The 23,731-nt window shown below is 30.2% G+C and carries 25 protein-coding genes; 7 read left to right on the top strand and 18 right to left on the bottom strand.

The annotated features are described in order from the left end of the window. Complete coding sequence (locus AC5SLL_RS05240) at positions 1–780, top strand: cytochrome c1 (protein WP_494572903.1); 780 nt, start codon at positions 1–3, stop codon at positions 778–780. Here the strand turns inward: AC5SLL_RS05240 and ychF are convergent. The 7 genes from ychF to lgt are packed head-to-tail and all read right to left on the bottom strand — an operon-like array spanning position 757 to position 6,693. Further along, complete coding sequence (gene ychF, locus AC5SLL_RS05235; RefSeq protein ID WP_494572902.1) at positions 757–1,830, bottom strand: redox-regulated ATPase YchF; 1,074 nt, start codon at positions 1,828–1,830, stop codon at positions 757–759. The two genes, AC5SLL_RS05240 and ychF, sit on opposite strands and share 24 nt — an antisense overlap. Beyond that, complete coding sequence (gene pth, locus AC5SLL_RS05230) at positions 1,830–2,390, bottom strand: aminoacyl-tRNA hydrolase (RefSeq protein ID WP_494586358.1); 561 nt, start codon at positions 2,388–2,390, stop codon at positions 1,830–1,832. The genes ychF and pth overlap by 1 nt, the downstream gene beginning before the upstream one ends. Before the next feature lie 45 nt (positions 2,391–2,435). Further along, positions 2,436–3,134 (bottom strand): 50S ribosomal protein L25/general stress protein Ctc, encoded by a 699-nt coding sequence (locus AC5SLL_RS05225; protein WP_494572900.1) that lies wholly within the window; start codon positions 3,132–3,134, stop codon positions 2,436–2,438. Between the two features lie 44 nt (positions 3,135–3,178). Next, positions 3,179–4,111: a ribose-phosphate pyrophosphokinase gene (locus AC5SLL_RS05220; protein WP_494572899.1), complete on the bottom strand. Its 933-nt coding sequence runs from the start codon at positions 4,109–4,111 to the stop codon at positions 3,179–3,181. Between the two features lie 9 nt (positions 4,112–4,120). After that, positions 4,121–4,882: a peptidoglycan editing factor PgeF gene (pgeF, locus tag AC5SLL_RS05215; protein ID WP_494586357.1), complete on the bottom strand. Its 762-nt coding sequence runs from the start codon at positions 4,880–4,882 to the stop codon at positions 4,121–4,123. Continuing rightward, positions 4,875–5,930: an SAM-dependent methyltransferase gene (locus AC5SLL_RS05210; protein WP_494586356.1), complete on the bottom strand. Its 1,056-nt coding sequence runs from the start codon at positions 5,928–5,930 to the stop codon at positions 4,875–4,877. The genes pgeF and AC5SLL_RS05210 overlap by 8 nt, the downstream gene beginning before the upstream one ends. Beyond that, entirely contained in the window at positions 5,920–6,693 is a 774-nt protein-coding gene (gene lgt, locus AC5SLL_RS05205; protein WP_494586355.1) for a prolipoprotein diacylglyceryl transferase, read from the bottom strand. The genes AC5SLL_RS05210 and lgt overlap by 11 nt, the downstream gene beginning before the upstream one ends. A 46-nt stretch (positions 6,694–6,739) precedes the next feature. Between lgt and AC5SLL_RS05200 the strand changes: the two genes are divergently transcribed. Further along, entirely contained in the window at positions 6,740–6,994 is a 255-nt protein-coding gene (locus AC5SLL_RS05200) for a hypothetical protein (RefSeq protein ID WP_494586354.1), read from the top strand. Here AC5SLL_RS05200 and AC5SLL_RS05195 read toward each other — a convergent pair. From AC5SLL_RS05195 to AC5SLL_RS05185, 3 genes are read right to left on the bottom strand one after another with little or no spacing between them, the layout of a single operon-like run. After that, positions 6,972–8,291, bottom strand: a complete 1,320-nt coding sequence (locus tag AC5SLL_RS05195) for an ATP-binding protein (RefSeq protein ID WP_494586353.1) — start codon at positions 8,289–8,291, stop codon at positions 6,972–6,974. The two genes, AC5SLL_RS05200 and AC5SLL_RS05195, sit on opposite strands and share 23 nt — an antisense overlap. Then, positions 8,272–8,949 (bottom strand): response regulator, encoded by a 678-nt coding sequence (locus AC5SLL_RS05190; protein WP_494572893.1) that lies wholly within the window; start codon positions 8,947–8,949, stop codon positions 8,272–8,274. The genes AC5SLL_RS05195 and AC5SLL_RS05190 overlap by 20 nt, the downstream gene beginning before the upstream one ends. After that, positions 8,942–9,379, bottom strand: coding sequence for a MarR family winged helix-turn-helix transcriptional regulator (locus AC5SLL_RS05185; RefSeq protein ID WP_494572892.1), 438 nt, complete (start codon positions 9,377–9,379; stop codon positions 8,942–8,944). The genes AC5SLL_RS05190 and AC5SLL_RS05185 overlap by 8 nt, the downstream gene beginning before the upstream one ends. A 72-nt stretch (positions 9,380–9,451) precedes the next feature. On the opposite strand from AC5SLL_RS05185, the gene AC5SLL_RS05180 reads away from it, so the two are divergent. Then, entirely contained in the window at positions 9,452–10,324 is an 873-nt protein-coding gene (locus AC5SLL_RS05180; RefSeq protein WP_494579408.1) for a branched-chain amino acid aminotransferase, read from the top strand. Between the two features lies 1 nt (position 10,325). Here the strand turns inward: AC5SLL_RS05180 and pgsA are convergent, their stop codons facing one another. The 6 genes from pgsA to uvrB are packed head-to-tail and all read right to left on the bottom strand — an operon-like array spanning position 10,326 to position 17,081. Then, a complete protein-coding gene (pgsA, locus tag AC5SLL_RS05175) occupies positions 10,326–10,910 on the bottom strand; it encodes a CDP-diacylglycerol--glycerol-3-phosphate 3-phosphatidyltransferase (RefSeq protein WP_494586352.1) in 585 nt (194 codons plus the stop codon). Positions 10,911–10,912: 2 nt separating this feature from the next. Then, a complete protein-coding gene (gene uvrC / locus AC5SLL_RS05170) occupies positions 10,913–12,748 on the bottom strand; it encodes an excinuclease ABC subunit UvrC (RefSeq protein ID WP_494586351.1) in 1,836 nt (611 codons plus the stop codon). Then, entirely contained in the window at positions 12,735–13,160 is a 426-nt protein-coding gene (locus tag AC5SLL_RS05165) for a dihydroneopterin aldolase (protein ID WP_494586350.1), read from the bottom strand. The genes uvrC and AC5SLL_RS05165 overlap by 14 nt, the downstream gene beginning before the upstream one ends. 2 nt (positions 13,161–13,162) lie before the next feature. Further along, on the bottom strand, positions 13,163–14,179 hold the full coding sequence (locus AC5SLL_RS05160; protein ID WP_494586349.1) for a hypothetical protein: 1,017 nt from the start codon (positions 14,177–14,179) through the stop codon (positions 13,163–13,165). Then, on the bottom strand, positions 14,176–14,928 hold the full coding sequence (locus AC5SLL_RS05155) for an SDR family oxidoreductase (RefSeq protein ID WP_494586348.1): 753 nt from the start codon (positions 14,926–14,928) through the stop codon (positions 14,176–14,178). The genes AC5SLL_RS05160 and AC5SLL_RS05155 overlap by 4 nt, the downstream gene beginning before the upstream one ends. Continuing rightward, positions 14,910–17,081 (bottom strand): excinuclease ABC subunit UvrB, encoded by a 2,172-nt coding sequence (uvrB, locus tag AC5SLL_RS05150; RefSeq protein ID WP_494586347.1) that lies wholly within the window; start codon positions 17,079–17,081, stop codon positions 14,910–14,912. The genes AC5SLL_RS05155 and uvrB overlap by 19 nt, the downstream gene beginning before the upstream one ends. A 35-nt stretch (positions 17,082–17,116) precedes the next feature. Between uvrB and AC5SLL_RS05145 the strand changes: the two genes are divergently transcribed. The 3 genes from AC5SLL_RS05145 to AC5SLL_RS05135 all read left to right on the top strand — a co-directional run bounded on the left by AC5SLL_RS05145 (position 17,117) and on the right by AC5SLL_RS05135 (position 21,264). After that, positions 17,117–18,316, top strand: a complete 1,200-nt coding sequence (locus AC5SLL_RS05145) for a pyridoxal phosphate-dependent aminotransferase (RefSeq protein WP_494586346.1) — start codon at positions 17,117–17,119, stop codon at positions 18,314–18,316. After that, complete coding sequence (locus AC5SLL_RS05140) at positions 18,316–18,765, top strand: YtoQ family protein (protein WP_494586345.1); 450 nt, start codon at positions 18,316–18,318, stop codon at positions 18,763–18,765. Before AC5SLL_RS05145 ends, AC5SLL_RS05140 begins: the two co-directional genes overlap by 1 nt. Positions 18,766–18,834: 69 nt before the next feature. Beyond that, complete coding sequence (locus AC5SLL_RS05135) at positions 18,835–21,264, top strand: FAD-dependent oxidoreductase (RefSeq protein WP_494572883.1); 2,430 nt, start codon at positions 18,835–18,837, stop codon at positions 21,262–21,264. On the opposite strand, the gene AC5SLL_RS05130 is transcribed toward AC5SLL_RS05135, so the two are convergent. Next, on the bottom strand, positions 21,261–22,280 hold the full coding sequence (locus AC5SLL_RS05130; RefSeq protein ID WP_494586344.1) for an NAD-dependent epimerase/dehydratase family protein: 1,020 nt from the start codon (positions 22,278–22,280) through the stop codon (positions 21,261–21,263). The two genes, AC5SLL_RS05135 and AC5SLL_RS05130, sit on opposite strands and share 4 nt — an antisense overlap. A gap of 105 nt (positions 22,281–22,385) precedes the next feature. Between AC5SLL_RS05130 and AC5SLL_RS05125 the strand changes: the two genes are divergently transcribed. Continuing rightward, positions 22,386–22,763: a winged helix-turn-helix transcriptional regulator gene (locus AC5SLL_RS05125; protein WP_494586343.1), complete on the top strand. Its 378-nt coding sequence runs from the start codon at positions 22,386–22,388 to the stop codon at positions 22,761–22,763. A gap of 2 nt (positions 22,764–22,765) precedes the next feature. Here the strand turns inward: AC5SLL_RS05125 and trxB are convergent, their stop codons facing one another. Continuing rightward, positions 22,766–23,710: a thioredoxin-disulfide reductase gene (gene trxB, locus AC5SLL_RS05120; protein ID WP_494586342.1), complete on the bottom strand. Its 945-nt coding sequence runs from the start codon at positions 23,708–23,710 to the stop codon at positions 22,766–22,768. Positions 23,711–23,731 lie beyond the last annotated feature (21 nt).

The raw sequence follows: 23,731 nt of genomic DNA, 5'->3' as shown, positions 1-23,731 counted from the left end.
GTGAACAATATTTTTAAAATCATTTATCTAATAATATTCATTATAACTGGAACAATTCAGGTTAATTCGGCAGAAAAAATAGATTATTTAAAAACAGATTGGAGCTTTAAAGGTCTTTTTGGTAAGTTTGATAGAGCTTCATTGCAAAGAGGTTATCAAGTCTACAAAGAAGTATGCGCTTCGTGCCATTCGATGAAATATGTAAGTTTTAGAAACTTATCAGAACCAGGCGGACCAGAATTTACTGAGGAACAGGTGAAAGCAATAGCCGCAAGTTATGAGGTGAATGATGGACCTAACAGTGAAGGCGAAATGTTTCTAAGACCAGCAAAATTATCAGATAAGTTTGTTATGCCCTACGAAAATGTTAAAGCTGCACAAGCTGCAAACGGTGGTGCCTATCCACCAGACATGTCTGTATTGGCCAAAGCTAGAAGTGGAGGAGTTGACTACATTTACTCATTGCTCCTTGGTTATGAAGATGCGCCAAGTGATGTGAAACTTGATGATGGCGTTTACTATAATAAATTTATGTATGGTAATAAAATTAAAATGGCTGAGCCAATTACTGATGATTTAATAGAATATGGAGATGGGACTCCTGCAACAAAAGAACAGATGGCTAAAGATGTTACGACATTTTTAATGTGGGCAGCTGAACCGCACTTAGAAAGCAGACACAAGATGGGATTTAAAGCCATCTTATATTTAATAATTTTGACAGTTTTAGTTTATTTCAGTATGAAGAAAATTTGGTCACGTATTGAATCTGAAGTTTAATATATCACCATCTTTGACAATATAATCTTTTCCTTCAAGTCTCATTTTTCCATTTGTTTTAGAATTTACCCAACCTTGATTAGCTATGAAATCTTCATAAGCAATTGTTTCAGCTCTAATAAAACCTTTTTCAAAATCAGAATGTATTTCACCAGCTGCTTTTGGTGCTGTACAATTTTTCTGAATAGTCCAAGCTCTGGTTTCCTCAGGCCCGGATGTGAAATAGGTATCTAACTCTAGGATATTATAACCCTTTTGAATTAACATATTTAGACCAGTTTTTTTTAAACCGATCATCTCCATATAGTTTTCTTTTTCTTCATTTTCTAACTGATTTATTTGATTTTCAATATCAGCTGAAACTATTAAGGTATTTTTTTCTCCAAATTTACTAATAAAAGCCTCAGTATATTTGTTTCCATTTTGAACACTTGGTTCATCAACATTACATACAAAAATTTTTGGCTTTAAAGATAATAAACCACTTTGATTTAATAGTTTTTTTTCAAATTGGTCACGTAGAATTTGAATATCTTTAGAATTATTTATGCAATCTAATGCAATTTCTAATATTTTTACTTGCTCTTCATCTACATTTTTTTTATTACTCTTTTCTAATCTTTTTTGAATAGACTCAAGATCAGCAAGCATCATTTCAGTTTCAATAATCTCCAAATCTCTTACAGGATCAACCGTGGGATTTACATTTTGGATATCATCAGAATCAAAACATCTGATCATATGAATTACAGCATCAACCTCTCTAATGTGTGATAAAAATTTGTTTCCCAGGCCTTCACCTTTAGATGCACCCTCTACTAATCCTGCAATATCCACAAATTCTATAGTGGTATTAATCTTTTTTTTTGATTTTGAAATTTCAACTAATTTATCTAGTCTCTCATCAGGAACTGGAACAATTCCTACATTTGGCTCAATTGTACAAAAAGGAAAGTTGGCTGCTTGTGCTTTGCTAGAATTCGTTAGTGCATTGAATAAAGTAGATTTTCCAACATTGGGCAATCCAACAATTCCACACTTAAAGCTCATTATTTATTATTTACTGTGCTTGAAAATAAATCTAATTTCTTATCAAGTAGTATAGATATTGAATCAATGATGTTTTCTGTAATTTTTTCTAATTGTAACATTTCATCTTCATCAAAATCTTTCAAAACATGATCTGAAACGTCTGACTTAGTTTTTGGTCTTCCAATTCCAATTCTCACTCTCGAATAATCTTTTCCAATGAATTTATCTATAGATTCAATTCCATTATGTCCTGCACTTGAACCTGCAAACTTCGCTTTTACTTTGCCAAATTCAATGTCCAGATCATCATGAAATACAATTACATCCTCAGCATCGATTTTAAAATATTCAATTAATTCTCTGATACAAATTCCAGAGTTATTCATAAAGGTAAGAGGTTTTATTGCGTAAACTTTTTTATCCTCAATATTACCCGTCGTTAGCAAGCCTTTGAATTTTGGTTTTTGTTTAGAAAGCCCAAATTTTTGATTAAGGGCATCAATTAACTTAAAACCAATATTATGCCTATTGTTTTCACTATCAGGTGTTGGATTTCCTAAACCTACAAATAAAAGCATATTTTTTTTAAATCGTATCTAGGAAACTTCACTATGATTAGTTAATTATTTTTTCTCTTCAGAGGCTTTTTTGTCATCGCCATCTTTTTTATCACCATCAGCTGCTGCTGGAGCTGCTTCTTTACCTTCTTCTGCTGCACCTTCTTCTGCCGCAGCCTCTTCAGCTGGTTTCTCAGGTTCTTTCATTACTGTAGGAGCCGCTAAAGTTGCAATCACAAAATCTCTACCTGTAATTGTTGGTGTTACACCCTCTTCTAGTTTAACTGCAGAGATTTTAAAGCTTTCTCCAATATCTACTCCGTCCAAATCCAATGTAATTACAGATGGAATTTTTTCACTTGGACACTTTAATTCAATTTTTCTTCTAACTATGTTTAATACTCCACCTCTTTTTAAACCTGGAGATGTTTCATGGTTAATAAATTCAACAGGCACCTCAATTCTAATTTTTACACCAGGTACAATTCTTAAAAAATCAATATGAGTTGGCTCATCAGATAATACATTATAACTAATTTCTCTTGGTAAAACGTTTTGAGGTTTACCATCTAAATTAAGAGTTATTATGTTTGATAAAAAACTTCCTTTATCAAGTAAAGATTTTACTGTCTTTTTTAATACAGTAATTTTTTGGTTTTGCTCAGGACCACCATAGACTATACCTGGAATGTTACCAGCCAACCTAAGAGATCTAACATCCCCTTTAGATTTTGAGTCTCTAGTATTTGCATCAAGTGAATTCATAAAAAAGAGGTTTCTAGCCCAAGTTTGTTAATAACTCAAGATAATTATTTAAATAAATCTGAAACAGAGGTCGAATTGGAAATTCTTTTAATTGCTTCTCCCATAAGGGTTGAAATAGGCAAAACTTCTATATTTTTAACATTTTTAATTTTATTCCCATTATCAATTGTGTCAGTTATTACTAATTTTTTAATAACTGATTTTTTAATTTTTTCTACAGCTTCTCCACTAAGAACGCCGTGAGTAATATAAACAAAAACTTCTTTTGCACCTCGATCTTTAAGAGCTTTAGCTGCATTTACAATAGTTCCACCCGAGTCAATTATATCGTCAACTATGATACACGTTTTATCTTTAACATTTCCAATGACATTCATAACCTTTGACTGTCCTGGTTTAGGTCTTCTTTTATCTACAATAGCAAGATCAGCATCCAACATTTTACCAAGAGCTCTTGCTCTTTCGGTTCCTCCAACATCTGGAGCAACACAAATAATATTTTTACTTTTAATATTTTTTTTGGCATGTCTTGCAAAAATGGGTGTAGCAAATAAATTGTCTACAGGAATATCAAAGAAGCCCTGTATTTGGCCAGCATGAAGGTCTACTGTCACTACTCTATCAGCACCAGCTTTAGTAATTAAATTTGAAACTAGTTTTGCTGAAATAGAAGTTCTAGGGACAACTTTACGATCTTGTCGAGCATATCCAAAATATGGAATAACAGCAGTAATATTTTTTGCTGAAGATCTTTTTAATGCATCAATACAAAGTAATAATTCCATTAAATTATCATTCGCTGGTGATGAAATAGACTGAAGGATAAAGATGCTATTACCTCTAATATTTTCATTTATTTCCACATAAATTTCACCGTCAGAAAATTTTTTGATACTTGAGTTAACAAGTTTTGTTTTTAAATATTTTGAAATATTCTTACTGAGAGGTTTATTGCTATTTCCAGTTAATAATTTCATGAGATAAACTTAATTAATCATAATTACTGAAATATTTCTACCATAATCATTCTCATTAAGCCTGATAGATCGTCTTGCACTAAAAAAATTGTTTTTTAAGACAAATGTATCTTTTTTGATAACATCAATATTCTTAATATCTAGAGCTTTTAGTTGATGATGAATATATTTACCTAAACTAAAGTAGTTTTTATCTTTTGTTTTTTTAAAAAAAAGGACATTCTTTTTATCTTTTTTTATAAATTTCTTGATAAAATCTTCTTTAACCTCGTAATTATTTACAGATATGCAGGGCCCTATAACAGCAGTTATGTTGTTAGAAGAGCAACCTTTTTTAATCATAAAATTAATAACACTTTGAATGACACCCTTGTAAGCACCTTTCCAGCCAGCATGTATTGCGGCTATCATTTTTGTTTTTTTATCATGTATAAGAATAGGCGCACAATCTGCAGTTAGAACTGCAATTGGAAGATTTGTTCTATTTGTAATTAAAGCGTCACCTTCAAGTTTTTTTTTTGGAACTTGTGTATTTTTACTTATAAAATGAAATTTATTACTATGCACCTGTTTTAGTAAAACAATTTTTTTGGCAGTAGTATTAATTTTTTTTTTAACAATATTAAGATTTTTTAAGATATTTCGTTTATTGTCATTCGATCCAGGACCACAATTTAAACTTTTAAAAATACCAGTAGATTTGCCCCCAGCTCTATTGAAAAAAGCATGATTTAAATTTTGTAACTTACTAAGCTTTTTTGATTTAATCATTACCAAACCCTAGTTTGAATTTATTTTTATGATTTGTTATAAACAATACTTTAAATAATTTTCCCATTTGTTTTTCATCAATTAATCTTTGAATTCTAAAATAAATATCAGCCTTTTCACTAAATTGCATATTCTTAGAGATAATTTCAGCTCGCTCCATTATTCCAAGCTTTGTTAGAAAATGTTTTTGTGTGGTCATTAAAGAATTAAAAGTGCCAAATCTTTTCAGCATTTTAATGATCAAATCAAAGTTTGGGTTATAAGTAATATCTGAATTTCCAAATTCATCGAGAACACCACAGTACTTATGTTTTGATACTGCTTGAAGTGTATTTTTTATTTTTTTATCAACATAAGCATAGTCAATTATTAATACCCCACCATTATTTTTTTTAATTTTATTGGTTATATTTTTTAAATAATCATCAGCTTGAGGTGAATATTCAATAAAAGTTTGTTTATCTGAAATCTTAAATTTAATTTTTTTTTCAAACTTCTCTATATCAAGTGGTATATCCAAATATTCTTTGTGTGTATTATCTATAAATTTTACATATCTTTCGTGCCATTTTTTCTCTTTTTTAATAAATTGCTTAATTGGCAATGCATCAAAAAATTCATTTGCTAGAAAAATACAAGGCAGATTATTCAATTGATCTAAATTATTTAGCCATCTAATTTTATTATTATTGATAATATTTTTTTGAATTTTTCTAAGTAATTTACTTCTTTCCAATATATTAATTTTACAAGCACTAAAAAATTTTGGAAATTTTGAAAATGTTTTATTTAATACCCTCATCATTTCACCGTTACCAGCACCTAGCTCTATTAAATTAAATTTTTTTGGACAACCTAGATTTTCCCAAAACGAAATTACCCAAATTGCCAGCATTTCAGAAAATAATACAGATATATTGGGTGCAGTAATAAAGTCACCACTTTTTCCAAATGGAACTTTTTTAACATAATATCCAAATTTTTTATTATAGAGAGACTCCTCTATATATTCATCTAGAGTAATCTTATCACCATTTTTAATTTTCATTTTTTTTTAAATAAAATAGAAGCACTCCAATTACAAAAAACAGAAGGCTTATGATTTGACCTAAAGTTGAGTTCAAAAATAGAAATCCAATTTGTGGGTCTGGCACTCTGAAAAACTCTAAAGAATATCTAAACAAAGAATAAAAAATTAAGAATAAAGCAGAAAGTTTTCCAGGCGTTGCAATATATTTTCGTCTAAAAAGATAATTTAGTATAAAGAAAAGAATAATACCTTCAAAAAAAGCTTCATAAATTTGAGAAGGATGTCTTTTGATATTATCTATTAATACAAATTGAACACCCCAAGGCAAATCTGTAGCTCTTCCATAAAGTTCAGAATTTATAAAGTTTGCAACTCTACCAAAAAAAATACCAATAGGAGCTGATAGCGCAACTAAATCTAAAAAGATAAATGAATTAATTTTATGTTTTTTTCCAAATATTACACAGGATAGAATAACTCCAATTAAACCACCATGAAATGACATCCCACCATTCCATACCATTAGAATTTCTAATGGATTGTTTATATAATATGAGAAGTTGTAGAATAGGGCATAACCAATTCTTCCACCTAAAATTATACCAATGATTAAATAGGTAATAAAGTCATCAAATAGATCAAGTACAATGGGATCTTTAATTAATTTTTTTTTACAATAAATCCAACCAAGCACTATTCCAAAAATATAGGCCAAAGAATACCACCTAATTTCTAGTGAAAAAACTTCAAAGGCAACTGGGTCAAAATTATTAATAAACATTTTTTAAAAACTACTTATAAAGTATATTAATTTTATAAATGAATATATGACAAAATCTAAATTTGTAATTGATAAATTATCTAAGCTATTTGAGCAAGGTCTTATTTCTTATAAAGATTTAAGTTCTGAAATTATAAATGTTTTAAAATCAAAGAGAGATGAAATAGTTTTTAAAATGAAGCTAGTTAGTAAAGAGGAAACTGATATTTTAATTAAAAGAGTAGAAAATCTTGAAAAAAAATTAGAAAAACTAGAAAAAAATAATTTAAAAAAGAAAGCTACAAAGGTAAAAAAACCTTAACTCTCAAGCCATTCAAGTGAGATTTTTCTAGTATAATATTTCCACCATGAGACTTAATGATATCTGATGTTATAGCTAACCCAAGACCTACGCTTGATTTAGAATCAGCTCTTCCCTTGTCTATTTTGTAGAAGGGTTTAAATACATTTTGATATTCATTTTTAGGAATACCAATCCCATCATCATCTAAAGTAATTGTAATATTATTATTTTTTTTATTTAATTGTATTTCAATTTTTTTGGCATATTTAATTGAATTATCAATAAGATTATTAATAGATCTCTTAATTAAATTCTTTCGACCACTCATGTAGATTCTTGCTACTATTTTATTTGATATGTCTTTATTATTATATTTTTTAATTATATCTTCTATTAATTCTGAAATATCAAAAGTCTCATCTTTTTCTACAAAAGTTGAACTTGTAAATTGTAAATATTCGTTTAACATTTTTTCCATCTCATCAATATCTGCAGACATTTTTTTTGATAGATCTTTATCTTCAATAAAGGAGAGTTGTAATTTTAATCTTGTTAATGGTGTTCTCAAATCATGACTTATTCCAGATAACATTTCCGATCTTTGATTAAGGTGTCTCATAATTCTTTTTCGCATTTTGTCAAACTCTAGACCTGCTTGTCTGATTTCCATTGCACCAGAAGGTCTATACTCATCAACTTTTTCACCTCTTCCAAATTTCTCAGCAGCTTTTGCAAGATTTACAATAGGGCGAGTTTGATTTTTTAGAAATATTATAGCTATAGTTATCATCAGCAATGCTGGAAGGGTTATCCATAATCCAAACAATCTGGCGGATGTGCTGGTTACCCTGTCCTTTGGAATAAAAAATTCAAAATAACCATCATTATGTTTAATATTTATATGAATGAGCTCTTTATATGTTGTTGTATCAAACCAATAATTATTAGTTCCAATATTTGATTTTAATTCTCTTCTTAATGTTCGATCTATTGGACTAAACCACCTTTGTTTTTGCGGTAATTCAAATGAATCATCTGTTTTAAACTCAACGTTAAGATCTAGGTAAATTGAAAAAAGACCTGACAAATCATTATTATTATATTTACCATTGTCATAGGCTACGATGAAAGTTTTCATTTCACCTACAAGTGCTCGTGTCATTCCTTTATTTGTTTTAATCCACAGACTATCAAAGAAAACAATGGTGATAACCAATTGCAAAACTATTATTGGAACTGCAACAATTAGTAATGCACGGTAAAATAGTCTACGAGGTAATAAATTTTTAATAAAGCTACTCAATCCATAAGACATAGCCAGCACCTCTTAAAGTTTGCAAATATTTTGGATTTTTTGGATCAAGTTCAATTTTCTTTCTTAGTCTTGTAATTATAACATCAATTGATCTCTCTTTGTCTAAATCAATTAGTTTACCAATACTTTCTCTTGAAAAAGTTTTTCCAGGGTTATTAATCATTTTTTCTAAGATAATTTTTTCAGTATTGTTAATTTTAAATTCACTATCATTTTTAATGATTAGCAATTTATTTAAATCTATTTTTATATTATCAAAAGTTATAATTCTCTTTAAATCATTTTTTTTTGTTTTATTTAGTATATTCTTTATTCTTAATACTAGTTCTTTAGGCTCAAAAGGTTTTGGCAAATAATCATCTGCACCTATTTCTAATCCACTAACTCTATCCTCAGTTTCTCCTTTGGCAGTTAAAAGAATGATTGGTGTATCAATATTTGATTTATTTTCCATTATAAAATCTAAACCACTTTTTCCAGGCATCATCACATCAAGAATGATCAAATCAAATTTTACTATTAATATTTTTTCTTTAGCATTTTCAGCACTATTAGCAGTCGTAACTAAAAAATTATTTTCATTTAAAAATTTTTTTATTAATGATCTTATTCCATCATCATCATCAACTACTAAGATATGGGCTATAAAATCATTCATTAATTATTTTTTTTAGTACATTATCAAAATTAATAACTTGCTCTGAACTTGAGTTTAGAAGAGCATTATAAATTCGCTTTTTTTGAGTGGAGAATATGTCATTAAAAATTTTTTCACCTTTATCATTTAAAAAAATATGTTTTACCCTTGTATCCTGCTGATCTTTTTCAAAAAAAACAACTTCTAGTTTGATCAAATCTTTTAAAACACGATTTAAACTTTGTTTAGTAATGTTAAGTTTTTTTAGTAGTTCTGAAATTGTAATACCTCGATACATAGAAAGAATGTGTAAAACCTTATGATGTGCTATCCCAATTGAGTACTTATCCAAGGTTTTTTTGGAGTCTGCAAAGATTTCTCTATAGCTTGTAAACAACTTCTCTATTAACTCTTTAAGTTGATCATCTTTTAAATATAAAAGTTCTTTCATTATTGGTAAGTTATATTGACATATTATAGATACAAAGATAATTTTGAAAAATAATTAAAAAAAATTTCACACATGATACCCTACGACAAAAGATCTGGTAAAATTTGGTATAATAATGAGCTTGTTGATTGGGCTGATGCTAAAATTCATATACTAAATCATGGTCTTCATTATGCCAGCTGCGTTTTTGAAGGTGAAAGAGTATATGATAGTAAGATTTTTAAATTAGAGGAACACACTTCAAGACTTTTTTATTCAGCAAAACGAATGGGAATTACAATTCCATACTCTGAAAAAGATATAAACCAAGCATCTAATGAAATCATTTCAGTACAAAAAATTGAAAATGGGTATGTAAGACCAATGATTTGGAGAGGTAGTGAGATGATGGCAATTTCTGCTCAACAAACAAAAATACATGTTGCAATAGCTACTTGGGAATGGGGCTCTTATTTTGATCCTAAATTAAAAATAAATGGAATTAGGTTAAATATTTCAAACTGGAGAAGACCCGCTCCAAATACAATACCTTGGGATACTAAAGCCTCAGGATTGTATATGATTTGTACTTTATCCAAGCATGAGGCTGAGCAACAAGGATACACCGATTCTCTAATGTTAGATCATGCAGGCAATGTAGCAGAAGCTACTGGGGCAAATATATTTTTTAAAGATAAGAACAATGAATTGCATACTCCAATCCCAGATTCCTTTTTAGATGGAATTACAAGAAGAACAGTTATTGATATTGCAAAATCAAAAGGGATTAAGATCCATGAGAGAAAGATTAAACCTGAGGAGCTCAAAGATTTTGTTGGTTGTTTTTTAACTGGAACAGCAGCAGAGGTTACGCCTGTATCTTGTATAGCTGACAATGAATTTAAAGTCTGTGAAACTATAATTGATTTAAATGAAAGCTATCAAGCTTTAGTAAGAAGCAATTAAATTAATTTTTATTATCTTCAGACATTGCATGATCAATACCTTTTCTTAAATACTCATAACCAGTATATAAAGTCAAAAAAGCAGAAAGCCAAAGCAAGATTATTCCAATAGTTTGTGCGTTATAGTCTTGGAAGTTTAAAATTTTATTTCCAGTTTCACCAGTTAATAAAAGTGCTATAGCAACCATCTGTAAAAAAGTTTTTAATTTTGCTAAATTAGACACAGGCAGTCTGATTTTACCTTTTGCTAAAAATTCTCTTAAACCCGAAATTAGAATTTCTCTTGTTAATATGATAATTGCAGCAATAACTTCGTAATGTTTAATTGTCCCACTCATCACAAGCAATATTAATGCTGTGGCAACAATAATTTTATCAGCAATAGGGTCTAACAATTCACCCAATTTAGATTCTTCACCCAACATTCTTGCAAGCATTCCATCTAAAAAATCTGTAAATGAAGCAATTAAAAACAAAGCGAAAGCAGTTAAGTCACCATAAAAACCTGGTAAGTAAAATGCTAGAACAAAAAAAGGAACAATTATTATTCTGCCGATAGTTAAAATGTTTGGAATTTTTTTAAGCATAATTATTCGTGAAAAAAGTTATATATCTTTTTTGCCACTTTTTCCTCAACACCTTCTACTGATTTTATTTCATCAAAACTAGCTGATTCAACTGCTCGAGCTGAACCAAAATGGTTTAATAATGCTCTTTTTCTAATAGATCCAATACCATCAATTTGGTCTAAAAGTGATTTTGTAATGCCTTTTGCTCTTTTAGCCCGATGAGAAGTAATAGCAAATCTATGAGCCTCATCACGAAGCCTTTGTAAAAAGAATAGGGTAGGATCATTTTTATCAAATTTAAATGTTTTTCCATTATAGAAAAAAGTTTCATCACCACTATTTCTTAATTTACCTTTAGCAATAGCAATCATTGGAAGGTCATGTAAACCAAACTCGTCTAGCACTTCTTTGGCAGTTGAGTATTGACCTTTACCACCGTCAATTAATATCAAATCTGGTAGGGTTAAATAGTTCCCCTTTTCTAACATTGCTCTTTTAAATCTCCTTGAAAGAACCTCTTTCAACATAGCAAAGTCATCTTGTTCAGAACCTTTTGTTTTAATATCGAACTTTCTATACCTTTTTTTCACAAACCCTTCATTTCCAAAAGTAATCATTGCCCCAACACTATTTGCACCTGAAATATGACTGTTATCATAAACCTCAACAAGGTTTAGATTATTTTTAAGTTCAAATTTTTTAACAACACCATCAAACAAATCTTTATTGTTATTTGTTTCATAAATTTTTCTACTAAGTGACTCTTTGGCATTTTTTTCAGCCATGGCAATTACTTTAGCTTTAGATCCTTTTTTTGCTATATTAATTGAAATAGTACTTCCTTCTTTTTTACTTAAAGTTTCTTCAATTAGTTTTTTATCGTTGATATCACTATTAATGATTATTAATTTTGGAACACTTTTATTTTCATAGAACTGCATTAAGAAAGACGACATTATTTCAGAAATTTCTTGATCCGAATCATGTTTTGGAAAATAGGCTTGGTTACCCCAATTTTGTTTTGATCTATAAAAAAATACTTGAATACAAGTTTTACCAGATTCTTTGTACGCTGCGATTACATCTGCATCTACCAGATTTGCTTCATTAATCCTTTGAGATGATTGAATTATATTTAAAGATTTTATTCTATCTCTAAAAATAGAAGCTCGTTCAAAATCAAGTTTCTCACTAGCTTCCTCCATTTGCCTAGACAGGTTTTTCTGTATGTCTCTTGATTTACCAGACACAAATTGAATTGCTTGATCTACTGATTTTTTATAGTCATCTCTACTTATGTAATCAACACAAGGACCAGAACATCTTTTTATTTGATAAAGTATACAAGGTCTTTTCCTATTCTTGAAAGTTCCATCATCACAAACTCTTATTTGGAAAATTTTTTGCAACATTTTTATGGTCCAATTAGCAGTTCCCGCAGAAGCAAATGGCCCAAAGTAAAAACCTTCTTTGTCTTTTTTTCCTCTATGTTTTGTAACTTGAGCCCACTTATCTTTATTGCTGATAAAAATAAAAGGAAAAGATTTGTCATCTTTAAGTAAAATATTGAATTTAGGCTTATATTTTTTGATTAAATTAGCCTCTAAAAGTAGAGCCTCACTTTCATTTGCTGTAGTAGTGATTTCTAATTTAAATGTTTGTGACAACATTCTCTCTGTTCTAATGATATGATTTTTTTCTGATACATAGCTCTTTAATCTATTGGGTAAATTTTTTGCTTTTCCTACATATAAAATGTCATCTTTATGATTTAACATTCTATAAACTCCAGGGCTTTTAGGAATTAATGGGAGCTCTTTTCTGATTACGTCTTTACCTAATTCAGAGCTTTTCATGACTTCTTTTTTTGGTAATTTGGATACCAACAGAGGCGCATTCTTTTATAATTTCTAGTTTTTCAATTTGAAGCATGATTTTTCCAATTCTTTTATCTTTAAATAATACATCAAATACATCTTCAGCCAATGTTTCTAAAAAATTGTAATGTTTATTTTTAACAAGTTTTTTAATCAATTTTACAACCTGACCATAATTTACAATTGACTTAATATCCTTGTCATTTGTTGGTTTTCTGTCCTCATAGTCAATTTCAAGGCAAAATTTTACTTTTTGTGATTTTTCTTTTTCAAAATCATAATATCCAAGTTTTAAATCTAAAATTAGATCTTTAATTAAAATTTTTTTTTCGTAATTAAATAGGCTTTTATTTTTATCTATTTTTACAACTCTAAGATTATTTTTTTTCATATCTAAATTCTTGAATTTATATATTCAATTATTTTTGGGTGGTAATAATTAAAACAAGAGTAGGAAATTAAGTAATGTCCAGCAGCTTTTTTTTTCATCTCTTTGTATAATTTCTTATCAACTTTAATAAATTTTTTGTCACTTGTTAATTTCTCCTTACCTTCTGGCCAAGCTTCTTCCCAGCCACCTTTCATTTTATCTGCGATGTTACATTTTTTCCCATTGATAGTTATATCTTTGCCCGTATGCCCAGGTGTATCCACCCATTGTAATCCAGGTATATTTTTAAGATCTTTTTTCATCCATTCACTGTTACTATGCCAATCAGGTTCTCCATCAACTGGACTTGTAAACACTAATGCATTAATTTTTTCAAAGCTTTTTAATTCATCAATTTGCATTTTACGTAATGGTGTGTCTGGTTTTCGATCCCAACAATTAGGCATAAATGAAATGGTTGCGTTAAAGTCTTCTGGATGCAAACCTTTATGTCTCAGCGTATCAATTCCACCACAAGATAGACCGGACATAAATATTTGATTTCTGGGAGTTCCTTTTGCAACCAGTTCGTCAATAATTTCTTTATTAACATTAACCCTATTGGGGATACCCCAGTTTTTAAATATACAATCATACCAAGGTTGATGAAAAGCACCCTTAAATTTCCATCCACAAGCATACCCATCAGCACCACCTGCCTTGTGTAGTCTACCATTTATAAACAAAACTAGTTCTTTACCTTTTATTTTTGTCCCAGATATTTGCCCTAATTGTTTTGGTATATGATTTTTGCACTCTCCAGAGTCCTTCCCTTGTTTAACTTTCCAGCCACCTTTATTAAAGATTATTATAATCTTATTTGCAGGATTTGGAATATCAGTGCCTTTTATTACTTTAACTTTTTTTCCATCACTATAGATAAATGCATCACCGTTTATATGACCGCTTTTACATTCTCTTGCTTCAGCAAAAGTATTTAGAGATAATAAAAAAATTGTTATAAAAAATATCTTTTTCATTCTTTTCCAATTACATCTGGTGTTTGCCAGTTTAAACTTTGCCCACCATCTATTGCTATTACTTGACCAGTAATTGAACTGTTTTTGATAAAAAAGTCAACAGCAGAACATATATTTTTTACATTTACCTGCTGTTTTAAAGGGGTTGCTAAATACTGTTTCTTAAAATGCATGTCAGTTTGTCTTTTATTTTTAATAGTAGGCCCTGGTGCAATTCCATTAACTCTTATATTTGGAGCTAATTCCATAGCACTAGTTTTTGTTAGTGTGTAAAGCCCAGTTTTACTTAAAGTGTAAGAAAAGAAAAAAGGAGTTAACTTAAAAACTCTTTGATCTATTATATTTATAATATTGTTGTTTTTACCCTTAACATTTTTTGAAAATTCTTTTGTAAGATACGCAGGTGCCTTTAAATTTACATCAATATGCTGGTTCCAACTTTTAGAAGAAAAATTTTTAAGACTATCATTTTCAAATAATGAAGCATTATTAATCAAACAATCAAAGTATTTTAATTTTAACTTTGAGAATTTTATAATTTTTTTTAAATCTTGCTCTTTTGCAAGATCACCTTTTACTAAATAAACTTTTGTTTTATTTTTTGATAATTCTTTTTGTAATTTTTCAGCTTCAGATTTAGATCTATTGTAATGAATAACCATTTCAACTCCTGGACCTGAGAGTTTCTTTGCAATAGCAGCACCCATTCTTGTTGCAGCTCCTGTGATAATTATTTTGTTTGCTTCCATTTTTTTTTACCTTTTTGAGCTCTTGTACCAGGTAGACCCATTGTAGATCTACCTTTTGGATACACTCTATTTTCTTGATTATAGTGTTTTACTTTTGGATTTAACACAATTTCTAATTCTGACGCTTCAAGATTTCTTATTTCATCTCTAATTTTTGCAGCTTCTTCAAATTCAAGGTTAGTTGCAGCATCTTTCATTCTTTTATTTAATTGTTTTAAATGTTTCTTTAAGTTACCACCAATATTGTCACCTGTTCCAACTTTTAGGTAATCCTTTTCATAAACACTTTCCAAAACATCATTTATTTCTTTTTTAATTGAGGCTGCATCAATATTATGTTTTTTGTTATAGGCGACCTGTATTGTTCTTCTTCTATCAGTTTCTTGAATTGCTTTTTTTATACTTTTAGTTTCCTTGTCGGCATAAAGAATGACTCTGCCATCTAAATTTCTTGCTGCTCTTCCTATAGTTTGGATTAGTGAAGTTTCAGATCTTAGAAATCCCTCTTTATCAGCGTCTAGAATTGCAACTAATGCACACTCAGGTATATCAAGCCCCTCTCTTAAAAGATTTATACCAACCAAGACGTCGAAAACTCCTAGTCTTAGATCTCTCATAATTTCTATTCTCTCAAGTGTATCGATATCAGAATGTAGATATCTGACCCTAATACCATTTTCGTGAAAATATTCAGTTAAATCTTCAGCCATTTTTTTAGTTAAAGTTGTAATCAATACTCTAAAATTTTTATCGATTGTTTTCTTACACTCATGCATTACGTCATCGACTTGGTTTTTAGCTGGTTTGATTGCAACTGGTGGATCAATTAAGCCTGTAGGCCTTATTATTTGTTCAACAAACTTACCTTTAGTCTGCTCTAATTCCCATGGACCAGGTGTTGCTGATACGAAAACAGTTTGTGTTCTCATTGCATCCCACTCTTCAAACTTAAGTGGCCTATTATCCATACAAGATGGCAACCTAAAACCATATTCTGCAAGATTACTTTTTCTAGATCTATCTCCCTTATACATTCCATTTAATTGCGGAACAGTTACATGGCACTCATCAACAAAAATTAATGTATTATCTGGAAAATATTCAAACAGAGTAGGGGGTGGTTCTCCAGGTTTTCTACCCGATAAAAATCTTGAGTAGTTTTCAATTCCAGCACAAGAACCAGTTGCTTCGATCATTTCCAAATCAAATTTAGTTCTTTCTTCTAATCGTTGTGCCTCTAGAAGTTTATTTTGTTCTTTAAATTTTTTTAAAGTTGACTCTAATTCTCTTTTTATTTTTATGACTGCTTGTTCTATGGTTGGTTTTGGAGTGATATAGTGACTATTGGCATAAACTTTTATAACATCTAATTCTTTCAATAAATTTCCTGTTAAAGGATCAAATTCTTCAATTTTTTCCAATTTGTCATCAAACAAACTAAGTCTCCAAGCTCTATCCTCAAGGTGAGATGGAAATATTTCAATATATTCTCCTCTTGCCCTAAAAGTTCCTCTATAAAAATTTTGGTCATTTCTTTTGTATTGTAAATGCACCAGGGTCTTTATTAATTCTTCTCTGTTATAATCGTAATCCCTTTTTAAACTTAAAGTCATCTTGCTATAAGCTTCAACAGAGCCCAATCCATAAATACAAGAAACGCTGGAAACAATAATCACATCATCTCTTTCAAGAAGTGATCTTGTTGCTGAGTGACGCATTCGATCTATTTGTTCATTAATGGATGCTTCTTTTTCAATATAGGTATCAGATCTTGGAACATAGGCTTCAGGAGTATAGTAATCATAATAAGACACAAAATACTCAACAGCATTTTCTGGAAAAAATGATTTCATCTCTCCATAAAGTTGAGCTGCCAATGTTTTGTTTGGAGCCAGTATAAGAGCTGGTCTATTAGTTTGTTGAATAACCTGTGCCATTGTAAAAGTTTTTCCAGAACCTGTTACACCAAGTAAGACTTGGTTTAACTCATCTTTATTTGCTCCATTAACCAATTGTTTTATTGCTTGTGGCTGATCACCGGCAGGTTTAAATTCTGTTGTAAGTTTAAATTTTTGTCCACCTTCCAGTTTCTGGTGAATTTCTGGATTTTTACTTTGGATTTCAGTAATTAAATCTTGATATGTATTTGGCATTATCTATAAAACTATTAGAATAAAAATATATTTCAATGAGCATTATATCAAACAGTCTAAAAAAAATTAAACCCTCACCAACTATTGCTGTAACTCAAAAGGCAAGAGAGTTAAAAGCTGCTGGAAAAGATGTTATAGGCCTTGGAGCTGGAGAACCTGACTTTGATACACCAGATAACATCAAACAAGCGGCTATAAAAGCCATTAATGATGGTGATACTAAATATACAGCCGTTGATGGAACGGCTGCCTTAAAAGATGCTATTGTTAAAAAATTTAAAAGAGAAAATAATCTAGATTATACAACTGATCAAATTACAGTTGGTGCTGGCGGAAAACATGTAATTTATAATGCTATGATGGCAACCCTAAATGAAGGGGACGAGGTTATAGTTCCTGCGCCATATTGGGTTTCTTATCCTGATATGGTTTTATTAGCTGGTGGAACTCCAATTATTTTGGAGTGTAATGAAAAACAAGGATTTAAAATTAATCCAGCTGAATTAGAAAAACATATCACTCCAAAAACAAAGTGGATCATATTAAATTCACCATCAAACCCAACGGGTGCTTGTTATACTGAAAGTGATATTAAAGAAATTGCAGATGTTTTAGCAAAACATCCTCACGTCCATATTTTAAGTGATGATATTTATGAGCATGTAACGTACGAAGGGTTTAAATTTTTTACTATTGCACAAATTGATAGCTTGAAAGAAAGAGTTCTAACGATGAATGGTGTAAGTAAAGCTTACTCAATGACTGGCTGGAGAATAGGATATGCAGCTGGACCAAAAGATATCATTAAAGCAATTGCTAAAATACAATCACAATCAACAACTAATCCATCTTCAATTAGTCAAGCTGCAGCAGTTGAAGCGTTAAATGGAACACAAAATTTTATAAAAGAGAGAGCAATATCTTTTCAAGAGAGAAGAAACTTTGTTGTTAAAGCTTTAAATGAAATAGATGGGATTGAATGTTTAAATCCAGATGGAGCATTTTATGTTTTTCCAAGCTGCAAAGGGTTAATTGGAAAAAAAGATACAAATGGCAAAGAACTTAAAACAGATACAGATTTTGTTCAATCTTTATTAGAAAATAGTGGTGTTGCAGTTGTTCAAGGTTCTGCATTTGGTTTAGAGGGTTTCTTTAGAATATCTTATGCAACTTCTATGGAAAATCTAAAAAAAGCATTAGAAAAAATATCTACTTTTTGTAAAAGCTTAAACTAATGTTAAACGTATATTTAGCAGGCGAAATTCATAGTAATTGGCGAGAAGAAATCATTCAACTTTGTGAAAAAGAAAAATTAGATATTAAATTTACATCTCCTATCACTGATCATGAATCCTCTGACAATTGTGGTGTAGAAATTCTAGGAGCAGAAGAAAAAAATTTTTGGAAAGATAGAAAAGGCGCTAATATTAATTCCATTCGAACCAAAAAATCTATTCAAGATTGTGATGTAATTATTGTTAAGTTTGGTGAAAAATTTAAGCAATGGAATGCAGCCTTTGATGCGGGTTATGCTACAGCACTTAATAAGTCAATGATAGTTATTCATAACGATGATCATCAACATGCTCTTAAAGAAGTGGATGGTTCTGCTGCTGCTGTTGCTTCAGATCAAAAACAAGCTTTTCGTATATTGAAATATATATTGGAAGGTTCCTTAAAGTAATCAGAATAACTTTGTTATTTTGATCTTTTTTGATTATTTATCAACAAATCTATATTAGACTTAAAACATATGGATAAAATTCAGTCACATGCCAAACTAGTTATTATTGGAGGTGGTATAATGGGAGTAAGTCTTCTATATCACTTAACTAAAGAAGGATGGAGTGATGTAGTTTTAATTGAAAAAAGTGAACTTACTTCAGGTTCTACCTGGCATGCAGCAGGTCAATGTCCTCATATGTTAACAAGTTTAAATCTTGCAAAAATTCATCTTCATTCAACTAATCTTTATAAAAATTTAGAAAAAGAAACTGAGCAACCAACAGGATTTCATGAAACTGGCAGTCTAAGACTTGCATACACGGATGATGATTTAGAATGGTTTAATTATACTAAAGGAATATTAGATATAGTTGGGGCTCCATGCTCAATTATTGGAACAGAAGAGATTCACAAGCATCATCCATTTATAAAACTCGATGGAATTAAAGGAGCATTTTATACTTCTGAAGATGGTTATACAGATCCTACTAGTACTACTAATGCAATGGCTAAAGGTGCTAGGAATGGAGGAGCTAAAATATACAGAAACAATAGAGTAACCGATATTAAAAAAACATCCTCAGATGAATGGAAAGTGATTACAGAAAAAGGAGATATAGTTTGTGAACATGTTGTTAATGCTGCTGGAAGTTTTTGCCCTGAAGTAGCTGCAATGGTAGGATTAAAAAATGTACCTAGCATCAATATGGTTCATCAATATTTGGTTACAGAAGCCCATCCAGAAATAGAAAAATTAGACAAAGAATTACCTGTAGTTAGAGATCCAGACTCTTCATCATACTTAAGACAAGAGGGCAAAGGATTATTAATAGGTCCATATGAAAAAGATGTAGCTGCATGGGCCTTAGATGGAATGGATTGGAAATTTGATATGGAATTACTAGAACCAGATTTAGATAGAATTGCAGATCACCTAGAAAGAGGCATGGATAGAATTCCAGAATTTAAAGATGTTGGTATAAAAAAAATAATATGTGGTCCAATTACCCACACACCTGATGATAATTTTTTAGCAGGTCCTGCGCCTGGTCTCAAAAATTTCTGGATGTTTTGTGCTGCGAGCATCGGCATAGCTCATGGAGGTGGAGCAGGTAAGTATATGGCTCAATGGATTGTTCATGGAGATTCTGAAATTAATATGCAAGAATTTGAACCAAGACGTTATATGAGCTGGGTAAATAAAGAGTACTCTATTGAAAAATCAAAAGAACAATATCGAAGAATGTATGTTACCCCAATGCCTCACGATAAAATTGAAATCGGCAGGCCAATGAAAACAACACCAATATATAAAAAACTTAAAGATAAAGGTGCAGAATATTTTGATTTATATGGATGGGAAAAACCTGATTGGTTTAACAAAGAAAATATTAAAGAAGTTTTGAGCTATAAGAGAAATAATGTTTTTCAATTTATTAAAAATGAATGTGAGCATGTTCATAATAACGTTGGTGTGATTGACTTAAGTACCTTTTCTAAATTCGAAATAATAGGTGAGGATAGTTATCAATTTTTAGATAGATTATGCTCAAATAAGATTCCAAAAAAAGATGGTAGTATTGTTTTAACTCATGTTTTAAATGACATTGGTAGAATTCAAACTGAATTAACAGTCACAAAGTTAAAAGATAATCATTATTATGCCTTGTCTGCAGCAATCTCTGAAATAAGAGATTTAGATTGGTTCAATCATAACAAGTTAGAGGGTGAGAGGGTAACAATAAAAAATTTATCTCTTGAAAAAGGAGTTTTAGGTTTAATAGGACCTAAATCTAGGAATGTACTTGAAAAATTAACTGATACAGATTTGAGCAATGAAAATTTTCCATGGTTAAAATCTAAGAATATAAAGATTAATAATGTAGATATAATTGCTCTCAGAGTTAATTACATGGGTGAATTAGGTTGGGAACTCCACCATCCAATGGAAAAGATGAGCGAAATTTATGATCTTATTATTAAAGAAGGTGAAAAAGAAAATATTATTGATTTTGGAACTCGAGCAATGAATTCTATGAGAATTGAAAAAGGATATAGAGGGTGGGGAGCTGAGCTTACTCCTGAAATTAGTGTTGTAGAAGCAGGTCTTGATAAATTTTTTAATCTTGAAAAGAAAAATGAATTTAAAGGGTCTAAAGCGATTACAAAACTATTAAAAAATGGAATAGAAACAAAGTTAGTATATCTTGAGGTTGAAGCAAAAGATGCTGATGCCCATGGGAATGAACCTGTATATTTTGATAGCAAAAAGGTAGGTCTTACTACATCAGGAGCTTATGGTTTTAGAGTTAAAAAAAGTTTAGCTTTTGCATATGTTAAGCCTGAATATGCAAAAATAGGAAATAAATTATTTATCGAAATTCAAGGAGAAAAAGTCAAAGCAAAAATAATTAATGAACCTGCCTTTGATAAAAATAATGATCGATTAAAATCTTAAACCATTCCAAGTCTAATTACAGAATTTCCAGCATCTATAATACTATCTTTTGCAGGTTTAAATTTCATACCCAATAAATCTTCAGAATATGAAGTGTCAGTCTGCATTAAAATTCCAAGATCAGGCAACAACTTTCTTACAGAAGAGTCAAAGTAGCTAATTAATTTAGCCATAAAAATTGGCATTTCTTTATTTGGTAATTTTTTTGCATACTTTGGAAATGCTTCTTGCATAATTTTAGAAAGTTCAAGCATTTTTTTTACTTCTGAACCAATAATCAATCGTCTTCCATTAACTTTGGAGTTTTTAATAGATAAAACATGTGCTCTTGCTACATCTTTTACATCAGAAATCAATATTCCAAAATCTGGGGCCATTGGATATTTTCCTTTAAGGAAAAGCTCAACATAGCTAGTTGAGGTATTTGTTTTTTTATCTAAAGCATCACCAAAAACTCCTCCTGGATTAATAACAGTTAATTTATCTTTCAATCCTTTACTTTCCATTAATTCCCAGGCAACTTTTTCAGCTTTAGTTTTTGATACAATGTAGTCATACGATCCACTCCAATCAGTATCTGACCAATCATTTTCCCCAAAAGTATATGGATTTGTTCTATTAGGTTTTTTAAACATAGCAGCTATTGACGAAGTAAGAATTATTTTTTCAACATTAGCCTCTATACCAGCATTTAAAACTCTTAATGCGCCACCTTTAGCAGCTGGAACCAAAGCTTCCCTATTTCTTGAACTTTTCATAGGGTAGGGAGAAGCAGTATGTATAATATATTTACAATCTTTAGCAGCCTCAACCCAACCATCATCTTTTAATAAGTCCAATTCAACAAATGACAATTTATCTGTTGAAACATATTCGCTTAGAGTTTTCTTTGTTTCATCTAATGAATTTTGACTTCTAACAGTTCCTAAAACTTCATATCCAGAATTTAATAATTCAATTGCTATATGTTTTGCTATCCAGCCACTTATTCCAGTTAATAATACTTTATTTGTCATTCTGTTATTCCTTTTAATTAAATTTTTGTTTTGTTACATATGGACATAAATAATTTTTTATCAACTAATTATAAGTTTACTAGTCACTTAAAAGTTACTTAAATCATGACTGGTCATTTTTTGTTATTAGTTTACAAAAGAGATATGGAAAAAAATAATCAAAAACAATCATGTCCTTTTTCAAACGTTATGAAATTATTAGGAGGGAAATGGAAAATTTTTATTATTGCAAGAGTCTATGAAAGTAAGAAAATAAGATTTAATGAGCTTAAAAGATTAGTAAATAATATCAGTCCACAAGTGTTGGCAAGAAAACTTGATGAAATGAGAAAAGATGGTTTGGTTGTTAAAATTATTAATAAATCTCAAAATGTAGAATATAAGTTAAGTGAATTCGGTAATTCAGCAATACCAATAATATCTGCTTTAAAAAAATGGAGCTTAGGTAGAAAAAAAGAAATCTCTAAGATAGTGAATATTTAAGTTTAGTGAGATAGGAATTTTTCGGCTTCTAATGCTGCCATACAACCCATTCCAGCAGCGGTTACAGCTTGTCTAAAAGTTTTATCTTTAACGTCTCCTGCAGCATAAACTCCAGGGACATTGGTTTCGGTAGAATCTGGTTTTGTTATTAAATAACCTTCTTTATCCATATCTAATTGTTCTTTAAATAAAGCAGTTGCTGGATCATGACCAATTGCAATAAATAAACCATCAATTTTCATTTCTTCAACTTTATTAGTTTTTAAATTTTTAATCTTAATGGCTTTAACATTTTTAGGTTCGTTATCCCCAATAACTTCATCAACAGCACTATCCCAAATAATTTCAATTTTTTTATTTTCCATTAATTTCTTTTGAAGCATCTTTTCAGCTCTTAATTCATCTCTTCTATGAATTAGTTTTACTTTAGATGCAAATTTTGTAAGAAACATTGCCTCTTCAACTGCAGCATTACCACCACCAACAACTGCCACAACTTTCTCTTTAAAGAAAAAACCATCACAAGTGGCACAAGCAGATACACCAAAGCCTCTAAATTTTTGTTCAGATTCTAAATTTAACCATCTTGCTTGAGCACCAGTAGAAATAATTATGCTATCTGCAGTATATTTTTGACCACTATCACCTATAGCTTCAAAGGGCGTAGATTTTAAATTTACTGATGAGATATGATCTTCAATCATTTCTGTTCCAACAGCTTTAGCCTGATCTCTCATTTGATCCATTAACCATGGACCCTGAATTACATCTGAAAATCCTGGATAATTTTCAACATCTGTTGTTGTAGTTAATTGTCCACCAGGTGCAGAACCGTAAACTAAAACAGGACTTAACATTGCTCTTGCTGCATATACAGCAGCTGTATAGCCAGCTGGACCTGACCCTATTATTAACACTTTTGTGTGTTTAGTTGGATTTTCACTCATGCAGAAGTTATATAAGGATAA

This window comes from Candidatus Pelagibacter sp. PS_43 (assembly GCF_059417795.1).
The sequence above is the reverse complement of the archived record's forward strand: the minus strand, read 5'-3'. Positions and strand labels throughout refer to the sequence as shown.